The following is a 17,601-nucleotide window of genomic DNA, read 5'->3' on the forward strand; positions in this document are numbered from 1 at the left end:
GACTATGAAAAAACCTACTAACCTAAGATTGATTTTATTAGCTTTGATTTTCTTTCAAAGTTACTTTGTAATTTCTCAGAATCTTAAGTCATTTACTCCGAGATTTGACAAGAAGCTAAAAGGAGACATGTTGCTTATTGGTAACAATATCCTGAACAGAGATGGAGGAACCAGAAATTCCAGACCAAATGTCGCTTACAATGATGACTGGCTTAACTCGGATTTCGACATGAGGTATATTGATGTCGATAATGACAACAGTACTTTTAGTTCCAGTAGTGCAACTTTGACAGTGCCAAAGCCGGCTTGTTATAAAATTGTTTATGCCGGTTTGTATTGGGGGGCTATCCTACAGCAAAATGATCGTACAGGTATAGAGAAGGTAAAACTTAAATTACCAACAGGGGGCTATCATGATATCAATGGAGAGATCATCCATGATGCTAATGCAGCACCAATTGGAAGTGGTAATAACAGGCCTTATGCCTGTTATGCAGATATAACGAACTTAGTTGCCGGACAGGCTAATGCGCAAGGTGTCTATACGGTTGCTAATGTTATATCGAGTCAAGGTTCTAATGGAGGAACCGGTTTATCTGCGGGCTGGTCTATTTATGTTGTTTACGAAGACCCAACTTTGCCGGCGAAATATATCACTTCATTTGATGGTTTTAGTGCAATTGGAGGTGTAACTACTTTAGACATTCCTGTTTCAGGTTTTAAGACAATCCCAACTGGTCCGGTACGTGTAAAGTTTGCTTTTGCTGCTTTAGAAGGGGATCAGTCTATTGCGGGTGATTACCTGCAAATTAACGGAATTGGGATTAGTGCTACAAACGCCGCAAATACAGCTATTAGAGCCTCAAATAACTTCTTTAATAGTAGTGTAACTTATGTTGATCCGGCTACAGATAAAACAGAGAATTTCTTAAACCGAAGTCCCGCCAGTACCAATACGCTTGGGTATGATGCGGGTATTTTGAATATTAATAACCCCGGAACTCTTTTGAGACCCGGAGGTATTGTTATTGATAATAATGAGACTTCGGCAAATATTAGATTAGGAAGTACTCAGGACGTTTACTTTTATTATTTTAATGCATTTGCGGTAGATATTATTGAGCCTCATATTGTACTAACGAAAATTGTTAAAAATTCAGCAGGAACGGATATTGGGGGGCAAAATGTAGTATTGGGGCAACAATTAAATTATGAAATTGGTATTAGAAACTCAGGGAATGATGATGCAAAATCTTTAACCATTAGAGATCAGTTGCCAATTAATATTATATTTAATTATCCGGGAGACTTAAACCCGCTTCCGGCTGGCGTAACGGTACAAAGTTATGATCCTGCAACCAGAAGTATTGTTTTTAAAGTAGATGATTCTGTTGTTAAAGCAAATACATTAAAAGAGACTGTCATAAGCTTTAAAGTTAAAGTTGTTCCGGATTGTAATTCCTTAAGTGAAGCATGTTCTAATAGTATTGATAACTCTGCATATGCCACTTATAAAGGAACTTTAAATCCTGATTTTCAAATTTCAGATGATCCGAGTGTCAATACAAATACAGGATGTATATTAACTCCAAAAGCGACTAACTTTTTAGTAGGTGTCGATGGTTGTAAGTATACAGCAAATGTTACTTTATGTAAAGACACAGTAGATTTAGTTGCTGCAAACGGATATACAAGTTATACCTGGTATAGTGACGAAGCGCGTACAAAACAAATAGGGACAGGACAAACACTTACGGTTAAAGATCCGGGAACTTATTATGTATACAATTTAGCTGCGGCACCTTGTAGATCAATTTATCAGGCTATTACAGTAACCAGATTTGGTGCTACAAATACAAACCCTGTAATTCCTTATGCAAAAGCTCCGTATAAAGGAGAGGTCTTAATTTGTCCAAATAATGGAAAAGAGTTACCTAATCTTTTCTTATGTGGTGCAAATGATTCCAGACTAATTGAAACGCATATCTCAGATGGTTCAACCCTTGTTTGGGAAAAATTAGATGAAGCAAGCTGTACAGCGCCAAGCAGTCCAAATTGTGCCAATGAAGGTACTTCTTGTTCTTGGACTCAGGTTGCAACGGGACCAAATTACCTGGCTAAAATTGCCGGGCAATACCGATTAACATTAAATTATGCCGGAGGTTGTTTTAACCGTTTTTATTTTAATGTTTTCACCAATTCATTAAGTCCTACAGAGAAACATACCGATATTATTTGTGGTAAAGCTGGTACGATTACAGTAGGAGGTGTTCCTGCCGGATATGAGTACAGTATTAATGGTACAACTTATCAGGCTAGTAATGTATTTAATGTTACTACTGCAGGCTTCTATACCGTTTATATAAGACTAGCAGGTGTAACAGGAAACACTTGTATTTTTACGGTTCCGAATATTCAAATCAGACAAAGGGACTTTAAGGTAGTACAAGAGGTAACACAGCCATTGTGTTATGGTGAAAAAGGTAAAATTAAAGTAGCCGTAAATGATGCTAATGCACAATATTATTATAAACTTTATAATAATGGAACATTATTGTCTAGTGTAGGACCTGTGCCAGATTCTGAATATACTTTTGATAATTTAAATACAGACCAGAATTATGTTGTAGAGATTACTACAGATGATGGTTGTAAAGATACCAAGTATATATACATGGGTAAGGTTTGGAACGAATATAAAGCAACAGTTGCTTTAGTAGAACCTCTTACTGCATGTAGTGACGGAAAAATCAGAATCACAACAGAAGGAGGTAATTCGCCTTATAATTATTTTATAAACAGCGATACTGTCTTTCAAACCAGTAATGAGTTTGTGGTAACAGCTCCGGGACTTTATACCATTAAAATTGTAGATAAAAACAACTGTACGATAACAAGAACTATTACAGTTCCTGATAATACAAAACCTGCTTATACTATTGATCATACCAATAGTAATTGTTATGATGGAAGCTCTAAGATAGAAGTAAAACTTACTGCCGGAGCAAACGGGTACACAATGGGGTATAGTATTAATGGAGGTGCTACTTTTCAGTCTAATCCTGTTTTTTCTAATTTACAGCCGGGAAGTTATGATGTAGTTGTCAGATACGGTATAGGAACGCCAATCAAGTATTGTACAGATCCTAAACAAAAAATAACAATTACAGGACCAACTTCTGCTATTTCAGCTTCTGCGGGAGTTGCCGCTTTGGCCGGATGTACATTACCTGACGGTAGCGGTGCAAACCAGGGAGGTAAACTGCGTATCAATAATGTTCAGGGAGGAACACCTGCTTATCAGTTTAGTTTTGATGGTGGTGTTACATGGCAGGCATCGAATGAAAAAGATGTTATGCCGGGTAATTTTATTTTACAGGTTAAAGACGCTTTAGGCTGTATATTCGAAATTCCTTATCAGATTACTTTAGATCCAAAACCTGCTGACCCAACGATCACTGTGGCTGATCCTGTTTTTGGCTGTAATGGTATGGCATCAACTACGGTTACGGTTACAAATCCGTCAAATAATTATACGTATGAGTACTATATTAATAATGTACCTAATACGCCAATTACAAATAATGTCTTTACAAATGTTCCTTCCGGAACACATACTATAAAGGTTAAATACAAAGTTACTACGGTACCTACTTACAGTAACTTGTTAAGAGAAGATTTTGGTAGAGGACCAGACACAACAACTCCGGGTATTCACCCTAATTATTGTTGGGAAAAACAAGATGCTGTAGAAGATTGCGGTATTGGAGGTTATATGCCAATTTTGCTTAATGATGGGGAATATGTTGTGACTCAGGCTCTGTTGCCACAGCACGTAGCTGGTTTTAACTGGAATCTGCCTAAAGATAATACGGCAGTTATTAACAATACACCACAAATAAAAGACGGAAGATTTTTAGCCGTTAATGTTGGAGGTGTGGTACCAATAGGTGGTGTTTTATACAAAAAAACGATTAATGATGTTATCCCAAATCAGGACATACAGGTATCACTTTATATGCTTAACTTATTAAGTAAAAATAATAATTTACCTTCTCCAAGATTAACGATACAACTTCAGAAAAATGGAACTGTTATAACGGGAGCCTCAAAAGATACACAAAGTATTCCTAGAGATGAGAAATGGCATAATACAACTGATCTTGGAAGTGGCCAGGTATTAACTTTAAATCCCGGAAATAATACTTCTCTTGACTTTGTTATCTTATCCTACAGTCAGGTTATTTCTGGTAATGATTTAGCGGTTGATGATATTTGGGTACGTCAGATTCCGGAGGTTTGTGGCGCTGAGAAAGAATTCCCAGTTGTTATTGGAAAAGATAAAGCATTTAAAGCTTCAATTGTAGGTCATAAAGACGTAACCTGTAATGGTGCTAATAATGGAGAAATTACATTATCTGCACAAAATTTTGATGCCACTTATGGTTTTGATTACTCTTTAGATAATGGTGCAACCTGGGTAAATTCTAAAACTTCACCGGTTACCGTTAAAAACTTGACGAGTAAAACGTATAATATTTTAATTCGTTATGATGATAAGGCGGGAACATGTAGTTTCCCATTCGATCAGCCAGTAGGTACTCCTGCTGCATTAACAATTACGGCAAGTGTTACAAAAACGGCTACTTGTACAAATGGAGCTACTATTACGGCTGTTGCAGGAGGAGGAACACCGGCATATCAATATGAATTAAGAGCAGCAAATGGTACTACAGTTATAACTGCATTCCAGAATTCTGGTGTATTTACAAATGTTCCTACTGGTACCTATACAGTGGTAACACGTGATGCATATGCATGTTCTTCAAGCGCCTCTGCACAGGTTAATGTTGTTGCACCAACAATGCCAACAGCATCTTTAGCAGCTACTAGTGACTATTGTGTTACCGGGACTAAAGGAGCAACTCTTGTGGTTACGGCTACAGGTACAGGAGCTCTAACGTATAGTTTAAATGGTGCACCTGCACAAACCAGCCATACATTTACAAATGTTGGAGCAGGAACACATACTATTACAGTTACAGACAGTAATAATTGTCCGATTTCTATAAACGGAATTGTAATTGCTCCTGAGTTAAAAGCAGCAGCCTCTATTACAAAAACATTGGATTGTACAACTCCAAATGCAACGATTAAAGTTGACATTACGGATGGTGTTGCTGCCTATACTTATAAAGTTAAAAAAGACGCAGGTGCTTATGGTGGCAGTGTAAATGTTACAGGTAATACTTTTAATTATCCTACGCCGACAGCCGGACTTTATACTTTTGAAATTACAGATTCTAAGGGATGTAAAGCTTATATAGATGCTACAATTAGTCCAATTACAAATCCAACAGTTACTGCTAATCCAACGCAAATTACTTGTAATGGTCTTAAAAATGGTAGTGTACAGTTAGTTGGAGCAGGAGGTTCAGGCGGATATGAGTACAATTTTAATAATTTAGGTTGGTCAACAACTTCATTATATTCTGGTTTAGATCCAAATATTAACTATTCTTATCAGGTAAGAGACAGTAAAGGATGTACTTCTCCTGTTGGAAATATTACATTAACACAGCCAACCGCTGTATCAGGAACTATTGGAGCTACTATTATTAAATGTGGCACACCAAGTACTGTACCGGCATTAGTTACAGTTACTGGTTCTGGTGGAACCGGTGCTTATACTTACAGTTTCAACGGAACGGCAAACTTTACAACAACAAATACTTACTCAACAACAGCTGCCGGAACAGTTACGGCATATGTTAGAGATGCAAATAACTGTCAGTTTGGGCCATTGTCAATTACAATTGGTGCTTTAGAACCAATTACAGATATCACTATTGTTGATAGCGGATATGATTGTTCTACGGTTCCGGCTGGTGGACGTGTAACTTTGACAGCGGTAAAAACAGGAAGTACAGCAAATATTATCTATCAGATTATTTCTGGTCCTGCAGGATTTAACCCTGCGACCAATACAACCGGAAACTTTTTATCACTGACTCCGGGAGATTATATCTTCCAGGCAACTGATACGGTTACTAATTGTTCATTCACAAAAGGACATACCATTAAAGCAACGTCAGATATTATTACAGGTGGTTCAGTACTTACAAGTATTCAATGTTTTGGTTCTACCGGAACTATTGAATTTACAGTAAATGGTGTTAAGGCAAACGGATATGATTATGTTATTAAAAACGCTGCCAATACAATCATTCAGCAAGCAACTGGTGTAAGTGCAGCTACAACTACCGTTGCAGTTCCTACTGCTCAGCCTGTAGGAGCGTATACGATTACTGCAACAGACAGATTAACGAAATGTCAGTCTTCTTATACAGTAACTTTAACGCAGTCAGCTGCAGCTGTTGATGTTACTGCTGTAGCCACTACAGTAAATTGTAACAAATTTACAGCTGAGATTACAGCAACCGGAACAGGAGGGACACCAAATTATACCTATGCAGTAGCAAGACAAGGTGCTGCAGTTCCTACAGTTTATGCTTCCAATAATGTTTTAACAGTTAATACTGTTAACGGAACAGTATTAAACTGGGTGGTTTATATAAAAGATGCGAATGGTTGTTTGGATAATTTCCCTATAAAAATTGATGTTGATGCTAAACCGGTTATTACAGGTGTGGTGGTTGACAATCAATGTCAGACAGGATCAGTTGCAAGTTTTACCATTACAGCTACTGCTACGGGATTAGTACCTTTAACGTATAGTATTGATGGAACTAATTTCCAGACTAGCAATACTTTTACAGTAAGTGCTGGATCTTATACCGTAACGGTAAAAGATAAAAATGGTTGTACAACAGCTGCTGCAGTTCCTGTAGTGGTGTATGCTAAAGTTGGTGCCTTAGCAGAGGTTACTAAAGAATTAGATTGTAGTGCAACTCCAAATGCAACAATTAAAGTTGATATTAGTGGAGGAAAAACTCCATATACTTATACTGTAGCGAAAGGCACAGGAACTCCTGGTGGAGTTATTAATGTTACCGGAACATCGTTTACAATTTCTGTTGCTTCTGCTAATGCTGATAAATATACATTTGCAATTACAGATGCAAACGGATGTTCTACGACAACATCTGCGACTGTTGCTCCTATTGCACCTCCAACAGTAACTGCTGTAAAAGTAGATGCTTCATGTAACGCTTCTGCAACAGGTACAGTTCAATTAACAGGTGCTAATGGTTCAGGTGGATATACCTATAGTAAAGACAATGTTACTTATACAGCGACTTCATTATTTGAAAATCTGTTAGCGGGTAACTACACTTTCTATGTAAAAGACAGTAAAGGATGTACCGGAAGTGTTAATGTTACAATAGGTGAACCTGCAAAATTAACAGCAGGTGCTACTGCTACTAACTTTACTTGTAGTGTTACCAATACGAAACAATCTGCGACTGTTACCATTACAGCAACAGATGGTACAGCTCCTTATACGTACAGTTTTAACGGAAGTGGATATACTGCCGCAAATACGTTAACAGTAAACGATAACGGTGCAGATCAAATCATTAGCTATTCTGTTAAAGATGCTAAAGGATGTACCACTGCGGTTCAGCAAATTACCATTAAGAAATTAGATCCTCCTGTTATTGTTTCAATATCAGGTAGTGCAATTCTATGCTCACCATCTACCAGTACTACCAGTACTGTAACTGTTACAACAACAAATGGAGTAGGGACTTTAGCTTATGTTATTACAGCACCAGCTTCTGCAACTTCAAACGTAACAGGTGCAACGACTGGAGTATTTACAGGATTAGTGGCAGACACTTATACTTTTAAAGTAACAGATGCAAACGGATGTTTTGCTATTCAGTCTTATACAGTACTTCCATTAACTCCAATTGCAGTTGCTGAATCAAAATTAAGCGATGTTTTATGTAATGGAGGAAATACGGGTTCTGCAAAATTCAGTATTTCCGGATTTAGTGCTACAGGAAATTATACCGTAGCAGTAACGTCTACTCCTGCAGGATTACCTTATACAACTTCAACAGTTGGAGATGTGATTACCCTAAACGGATTAGTTATGGGAAGTTATACTTTGACAGTTCAGGACAAAACAACAAATTGTTCGGCCGGAAAAACGGTAAACATTTCACAGCCGGCACAGCCATTAAATGCAACAATTGCAATTGTAAATGCTAATTGTAATGTTCCAAATGCAAAAGTAACAGTTACTGCTACAGGAGGAACTGCCGTTTACAGATATGCATTTGTACCAGACGGGACTCCTGTAACGGCTTATACAAACAGTAATGTTGCTTATCTTGATCCTGCGACTGCAGATTGGGATGTTCATGTTATTGATGCAAATGGCTGTACAGTACAAAAAGATATTACAATTATTAAAGATGCAACGCCAACCGTTACTGCTTCGGCAACCGGAGAATGTTTTGGTGATGGAACTGCATTTGTAATTACAGCTACTCCGGGTGCTGGTACTATTGCTCCGGTAAAATACAGTATTAATAATGGAGCTTCTTTCCAAACAGGAAATACATTTACGGTTACAACTCCGGGTAATTATACAGTAATTATTGAGGATGCTAATGGTTGTAGAGCTTCAAGTACAGCTGTTACAGTTTTTGATAAATTAACTTTATCTGCTAAACTAGATAAAGATATTACTTGTAAAGCTCCTACAGCAGCCCGAATAACTTTGACTGCTACCAATGGGAACAATGCTTTATATACTTATACAAGTTCTCCTGCTACAGGAACTTTTACAGGAAATGTTTTCGAAACAAATACACCTGGATCATATACTTTTACAGTAACAGATGCCAATGGTTGTACCGCAACTACAACGGCACCAATTGTGGTGAATCCAACAGTTGATCCGGTAATTACTAATTTGAGTACTACACCACTTTTATGTCATGGTGATTCAAATGGTGCTATTGTAATTACAATTGATAATACAAAAGGTTTAGCTCCATTTGTTTATAAGGTTGTAAATAACACAACAGGTAAGGATTATGGTACTCAGACTTCAGGTCTAACAGCCGGAGATTATACGGTAACAGTAACCGATGCAAAAGGATGTTTTGCTACTCAGAATATTACGATTGCTGAGCCAACTAAAATTGTTGTTGACTTTACGCCTACCTCAATTACATGTGATGCTTCTAATGGGGAATCTCTTGGTAAGATAACCATTAATTCGGTTAGTGGTGGAACTCCTGCCTATACTTATCATGTTACGGGAGTAAATGGTTATAACCAACAAATCAGCGGGCAGACAGGTGCTGCTGCTGTTTTTAGAGTGGTTGATTTTGGTTTATATCAGATTATTGTTACTGATGCAAACGGATGTTCTAATGTGATAAAAGACATATTGATTGCTTCACCACCAAAAGATTTAGATATTACCGTAACTCCTCCTCCTGCAGATTGTTCTTCATTGGGTTCTGCAGTTGTAGCAATTGGAGCGGGATCTACAAATATAACCGGTAATGGTCCTTTCCATTTTGCAGTTTATACTGGTCCGGGAATGGTGTATACTGCTCCTACAACTTTGCCTTGGTATGATGAAGATGGTTTCCAAAGTAAAAAGACATCCATACCTAATTTATTACCAGGTGTTAAATATACCTTTATAGTACACGACCAGGGAACAGGCTGTTACTATTATGAAACAGCGGAATTTATGATTCCTACTAATTCAACATTAAAAGTTAATAATGTAGTAGAACAAAATATTACCTGTAAAGGAGCTAAAGATGGTAAAGTTTCATTTACGATTGATAGTACTTATCCGTCAGCGACAAATGTAACGTATGAAATTTTAAATTCACTAGGCCTAACTTCTGTGGTTCCTCCGGCGACAGGTTCCGGAACTATTGCAGCCAATGGAACTCTTACAGTTACTGATTTAGGTCCGCTTCCTTTTGGGAATTATATCATTGTGGTTAAAGAAACTGCAGGATCGACAAATGCAGGATGTAGTGTTGCCAGCAAAGAATTTAACATTACAGAATCTGCAATTGACTTGACAGTTACGGTTTCTGTTACTAAAAATGCAAATTGTAACGCTGCTTCAGGTGTTATAAGCGCTATCGGTCATGATGGTACAGCACCATATACCTATCAGTTATTATTGAGTACTGATCCGGTACCAACAGCGGCAACTGCAGGCTGGGCACCAGATAACACTTTTAACAGAGATGCGGGTGATTATATTGTTTATGTAAAAGATGCATACGGATGTATAAAACCAGCTTCTATTACATTAGTTAAAGATGCAGATCCAACAATCGTTGCTCCTGCTACACCTATTTGTTATGATGGTACTCCATTTACAATAACGTATAGCGGAACAGTTTCTAAAGCTCCTGCGATGTATAGTGTAAACGGAAGCGCTTTCCAGGCAACTCCAAGTTTTACATTTAATGCTGCCGGAACTTATAATCTGGTAATTCAGGATGCTAACGGTTGTACGGCTAATGTTGACTATATTGTATATCCTCAATTACAAATAAAAGCCGATGTTACTAAAGAACTGGATTGTACAACAAGTCCTGCTGCTCAAATTACATTAACAGCCAGTGGAGGAAATACAACTCCTGCTGCTTCGTATGTTTATACTTATTCATACAATGGCGGAGCATTTTTACCAACGACAAACGTACATTCAACAAGTGCATTGGGAGATTATATTTTTAGAGTAACGGATGCTAATAATACAACACTTTGTTATGCAGAGGTACCTTTCAAATTAGAAGCAATTCCTTCTCCAACAGTTACAACATCACATACAAATGTTAGTTGTAATGGTGGAGCTGATGGATCTATCACCGTAAATACAACTTCTGGTGTGGGACCATTTGAGTTCAGTTGGAATAATGGTACGATTTCATCTCCATTTCAACCTTCAAATATATTTAAAGGTTTATCGGCTGGTAATTATGTAATTACAGTTAGAGATGCTAAATTATGTCTTTATTTAACAGCTCCGGTTGTAATAACACAACCAGTAGCTCTTCATGCCGGTGCAGCTGTTAAAGATTATGCTTGTACAGGTAATGTTGCACAGCCAGCTGTGGTAACAGTAAATGTTACAGCAGGTACAGGAACAGCACCTTACAAATACAATTTTGATGGTTCTGCTAACTATTTTGACGCTAATACACTAACAGTATTAGACAATGGTGCTGCACAGACTATTAGCTATTATGTAAAAGATGCTAACGGATGTTTGTTTAATAGTACAGTAACGGTTAATCCATACCAAAAAATTACAGACCTAAACTTTGCGGGTGCTGCAATTACTTGTAACGCTCCTGCGACAAGTATTACAGTTACTGTAGCGGGTGGATATGCGATTACGAAATATGAAATCGTTTCACCAACTGCAAACGCAGTTGATAACGGAACGGTGAATGTTTTCAATGGTTTATTACCAGGTACCTATGTTTTCAAAGTAACAGATGCTAATGGATGTTCATTCCAGAAATCATTGACAATTAAACCAGTAACTAATATTACCGTTTCTGGTCAATTAATAAAAGATGTAAGTTGTAACGAAACAGCAGCTGTTGCTAACGGTTCTGTTGAGTTCACTGTAGGTAACTTTGCAGCAACTTATACATATTCTATTAACGGAGTTGCGGTTGCAGGAACACATACTAATCCTAAAGTTACCCTTACCAATTTAGCAGTAGGGAACTATAAAATAGATGTTGTTGATGTGGCTACAGGCTGTATTGCAACAGCAAATGAGGATGTTAGCGAACCGGCAACGCCATTATTATTAACACTGGATTATAATATCAATGCGAATTGTAATTTTGGTGCAAAAGTAAGTGTTATAGGTTCAGGAGGAACTCCTGGTTATACTTACGCTTACGCTGAGAGCCCAACAGCACCGGCACTGGGAGCTTATAAAGCGAGTCCAAGTGCAGTTTTAGATCCATCTAAAGTTTGGATTGCTTATGTAAGAGATGATAACGGATGTATTGCTCAGTTACCATTGACTATTGCGACAGATCCTCTGCCAACAATTGACCCAATTACGGGTGTTTGTTACGATGGTTCTCCTGTAAATGTTACTTTGGTAGGCCATGGTGTTGGTCCATTAACGTACAGTATTGGTAATGGATTTAAAACAAGTCCTGACTTTGTACTTAACGCACCGGGTTCATACACTTTCTACGTGAGAGATGCTAACGGTTGTGATGCTGCAATTCCATATGTTTATCAATTGGATCAGAAATTGTTATTAGACGCGGTACTTCAGGATTTAACCTGTGCGGCTCCTAATATGGCGACTGTTACATTAACAGCTACGCAAGGATCTACTTTGTATACTAACTATGAAGTTTCATTTAATGGAGGTGGTTTTACACCAACAACATCTCCATACACAACTAATATTGCAGGAACCTATACTTTTAGAGTTACAGATAGTAAAAACTGTCAGTCAGTTTCAAAACCAGTAGTCGTAAATCCTATTGTAATGCCTACTATTTCAACTACTCCATTTAATGTAAGTTGTAATTTAGGAAACGACGGAAGTATTACAATTACTGCTGGTAGCGGACTTGCTCCTTATGAATATAGTATTGATGGTACAAATTACCAGGCTTCTAATATTTTTGGAACATTAGGTCAGGGTACTTATACGGTATACGTAAGAGATGCTAAAAAATGTGTGGTTAGTGAGGTTGTTACAATTTCACAGCCGACTGTTTTAGGTGCTACTGCTGCAGTTACTCCATTTAGATGTAATTTAACTAATGCACCAGATGATGCTATAGTAACTTTAACGGCTACTAACGGTACTCCAGGATACAAATACAGTTTTGATAATGGTGTTACTTTTGGAGATGCTTCAACGTTAAATGTAAGCACTATAACGGCTAATAAAACAGTGTTTTACGTGGTAATTGATGCTAATGGATGTAGAGTTTCAGGAAATGTAACGGTGATCCCTTACACACCGCCTACTGATATGAATATTACAGCAACACCAATTTATTGTAATACAGCTGGAGGAGTTTCTACTGCTACCGTAAATACAGTAACAGGTGGTGTAGCTCCTTACCAATACGATATTGTTTCACCGGCAACGGCTGTTACTAACAATACAACCGGTATTTTCCCTGGATTGTTACCGGATACTTATCAAATTAAAGTTACAGATGCTAATGGTTGTAGTACAACAAAAGCGATCGTGATTAAAGAATCTGATAAGATTGAAGCGACTACTCAGTTGATAACTGATGTGTCATGTAATGGAGTAAGCACCGGTACAGCGTCATTTGTTGTAAGCGGTTATATTACTCCTGCTGATTATATCTATTCATTAGCACCACTTGCTGGTACAGCTACTAAAACGGGTGATGTTATAAGCTACACTGGTTTAGCTGCAGGTATTTATACGTTTACAGTAGTAGACAGGATATCTGGATGTCAGGATCAGGTGGTAAACTTTGAGATTAAGCAGCCATTGGCTTTAGATTTTACATCTACTGCTACCAATACAAATTGTAACGATAAAACGGCTGAAATAACTATTGCAGCAACCGGAGGTACTCCTGCTTATCGTTATGCTGTTGTTGTTTCAGGTGCAGCAGCTCCAACGGTTTTTGGAAACAATAATGTTATAGCTGTTGATACAAACAATGGTGCCAATAGAAATTGGGATATTTATGTACAAGACCTTAACGGATGTCCGGTAATGAAATCTCAAAATATTGTTGAAGATGTATTACCAACAACTCCGTCAGTGGCTCCATTTAGTCAATGTCCGGATCCATTAAACGGAATGTATACCTTTACGATTACTGGAGTTACAGGTGTAGCACCAATCGAATATAGTATTGGTAAAGGTTTCCAAAGTAGCCCAACATTCACCGTTAATGCTTCAGGTACTTATGATGTAACTGTAAAAGACGGAAACGGTTGTGAAGTAAAAACGACGGCAGTAGTGAATATTTTCCCAGCTCTGACTTTAGATGTGGAGATCACAGCTTTACCAGACTGTAACACTAACAATGGAGCTATTAAAGCTACAGTTTCTGGAGGTGCTAACCCTGCAACCCCTGCAAACTATAGCTATAGTTTAAATGGTAACTTTGGTCAGACATCCGGAGTATTTACCAATATCGCTCCTGGAAAACATACAATTACGGTAACGGATGTGGCTACAGGTTGTACTAGAACCGTTCAATTTGAAATCATACCTGCGACTCCAATTAAAGGATTTACTTTAGCACACACAGATGTTACTTGTAATACATTTACTAATGGAACGATCACTGCAACTATTGATGAAACAGGTGGAAATGACAACCCAATTTACTATTACAGTATCACAGCGGGACCAGTTCTTAGACCTAATCAGACTTCAAATGTGTTCACAGGATTGCCAAAAGGTCAATATACAGTAACCGTTACATCTGGAAGAGGTTGTAAAGATTTAGAAGATGTTGAAATTCTTGAGCCGACTCCAATTGTTGTTACGGATTTTGTATTTACTCAATTTGGTTGTACAGCAGGAACAAACACAAATACAAATGCGACAATTACAGTAAACAAAGTAGACGGAGGATCTGGTACGTATGTTTTATATCAATTCATGAAAAATGGAGTTGAAGTTCAAAATAGTACTTCAAATACTTATACCGTATTTGATCTTACAGGAGGAGATTATACTGTAAATGTTTATGATAGTAAAGGATGTGTTGGATCATCTACAGGATTAATGAAAATTTTGCCTTTTATTAGCTTAGACAATATTACGGTAACAATAGATAAAGAAATTACTTGTGTAAACAATGAGGACATTACTGTTACAGCTGCGGTTAGTGGTGGTACACCGACACCGACACAATTGTTATACAGCATTAGAGGAATAGGCGGAAGCACTTTTACAGCTAATAATACAACAGGAGTGTTCACAGCATTGCCAATTGGTAATTATTTAATTACTGTAGAAAATACAGATACAAAATGTATAATAGAGAAAGCGCATTATGTAGCTAATCCAAATACATTCGAAATTAAAGCTACTCCGGTAGTAGCTGAGGTTTGTTTTGGAACTGCTAATGGAAGTGTGAACCTAACTTTTGTTGATAATCAAAAACTTCCAAGCGATGATGCAGGTATATTTGATTACACGATTACAGGTCCTGTAAATGTTCCATTAACTCGTTCAGCAAATGCTGGTCCGGTTTCTATTACAGGTCTTCGTGCAGGTCAGTATACGGTAAACGCTACTTTAGTAGGCAAACCATATTGTTCAGTTTCAACTATTTTCTCAATAGGACAGCCTAGTGCGGCTTTAGTGGTAACAACAACAAAATCTGAAATCACTTGTGTGGCAGGTAATAATGATGGAGAAATTTCAGCTTCCGCAACAGGTGGTTGGGATACGAATTACCAATATGACTTAGTATTAAACGGAACAGTTATCGCAAATAACACCAACGGTAATTTTACCGGGTTATCAGCAGGTAATTACACCGTTATTGCTAAAGATGGAAAAGGATGTCAGGCATCAGCAACACAATCATTGAAGATCCCGGATCCAATTGTGGTTAGTGCAACAGCAACAGCTTCAGTATTACCATGTTTTGGAGACAGATCAGGTATCATTACAGTAAACCCTCCAACAGGTGGTCAGGGAAGTAACTATATGTACACCTTGAACATGTTGTCAGAGAATCCGGTGATTTCATCAGGTCCACAAAGTAACCCTGTGTTCACAGGCTTACCGGCAGGAACTTACAGTATTACAGTTACGGATGGATTTACTTGTTCTGCAACATCTGCAAATGTTGTGATTACAGAGCCAACAGAAGTAGTTCCAAGTTTAGTGCTGGCAACGACACAAACTTGTAATACACAATCAACACTTACGTTAAGTGCAACAGGAGGTTCTGGTCCATATACATACAGTACCGATCAGACTTTTACAACAACAACTGGTTCATTTGCAACTTCTCTTACCTTCGCGGTACCAGTGGGTAAATACCAATATTATGTGAAAGATGCTAAAGGTTGTGTGGCAAAAATTTCTAACGAAGTTAAAATCGATCCATTAGAGCCATTAGTAATAGATTTAGATGTTACCAATGCTGTAGTAAAATGTATGGGTGAAGCTACAGGAGTTATTGTAGCAAATGCAAAAGGCGGTTTAGGAAACTATATCTATACTTTAGAAAATAATACAGGTGTTGTGGTTAGACCGGCACAGCCTAGTGGCAGATTCGAAGATCTTCCAATAGGGACGTATGTTGTAAAAGTAGCTAGTGGTGATTGTCCTGCGACATCAGGAACTATCGAAATTAAACAGCCAGCTACAGCTATTCAGGCTACATTTACACCAACCAATGTTTCTTGTTTTGGAGAAAGTAACGGTCAGATTGTAGTTGCTGCAACAGGTGGTACAGGAATTATTAAATATGCAATATCACCGGATTTAGATCAGTTTGATGTTAAAAACACTTTTGATAAACTTGCACCGGGTAAATATACGGTTATAGCTCAGGATGAAAATGGTTGTTATGTTATCGATGAAATCGAAATCACTCAGCCAAAACCTTTAATCGTAACAGAACTTCCAAACTCTATGATTCCGGAAGTTTGTAAAGGAGATAAAGACGGTGCATTCAGTATCGAAGTTAAAGGAGGTACTGCACCATATAGCGTAAGTCTTGACAATAAAAACGGAACGTATACTCAAGGTACGGCAACTCAAATTATATTTGATTTTACTAATCTTTCAGGAGGAGTTCATACCGTTTACGTTAAGGATGCTCAGGGATGTGTGAATGAATTTGTAGAAAACATGCCTTTACCGGTTGTTCTTGATCCAACTACCGTAACCAATTACGATTGTGTGAACAACGCTCAAACGAATATGGTAACCGTAACAGTTGATGCTAGTAATACAGATCTTACACAAATAGATTATTCACTTGATAGTGATGTAGGTCCTTGGCAGGCAGCAAATATCTTTACCAATATTGCTCCTGGAACGCACTACATTGTAGCGAGACATACAAATGGATGTAAAGTGCCAACGGCAAGTTTTGAAATCAGAGCTTATGAGAAGTTAACACTTGCTGAGTCAACAGGAAAACCTGAAATGAACATCATTTCAGTTACTGCTGCCGGTGGAGCGCCAGCTTACGAGTACAGTTTCAACGGAGAGCCGTTTACTTCTTCTAGCAAATACAAAATCTACAAAACAGGAGATTATGTAGTAGTAGTAAGAGATCAAAACGGATGTACAGCAACAATTACAGTTCATGCAGTTTATGTGGATGTGTGTCTTGACAACTACTTTACTCCAAACGGAGATGGTGTTTATGATACGTGGGGGCCTGGTTGTACAAACATTTACAACAACCTTGAATTCTCAATCTTCGACAGATACGGTCGTGTAATTGCCAAATACCGTTACGGACAAAAATGGGACGGTAGATACAATGGTGCCGAATTACCATCAGGAGATTACTGGTATGTTCTTAAATTAAATGACGAGAAAGATGCACGTGAGTTTGTAGGACATTTCACTTTATACAGATAACAAAATAAGAGCCCCTAATGATGTTA

Annotated in this window: 1 protein-coding gene; it reads left to right on the forward strand. The window is 37.8% G+C overall.

The window, feature by feature from the left end:
• Positions 1–4 precede the first annotated feature (4 nt).
• Positions 5–17,575 (forward strand): T9SS type B sorting domain-containing protein, encoded by a 17,571-nt coding sequence (locus JO950_RS01485; RefSeq protein WP_202700737.1) that lies wholly within the window; start codon positions 5–7, stop codon positions 17,573–17,575.
• The last annotated feature ends 26 nt before the right edge of the window (positions 17,576–17,601 follow it).

This window comes from Flavobacterium sp. UGB4466 (assembly GCF_903469665.1).
Classification (GTDB): Bacteria; Bacteroidota; Bacteroidia; order Flavobacteriales; family Flavobacteriaceae; genus Flavobacterium; species Flavobacterium lipolyticum.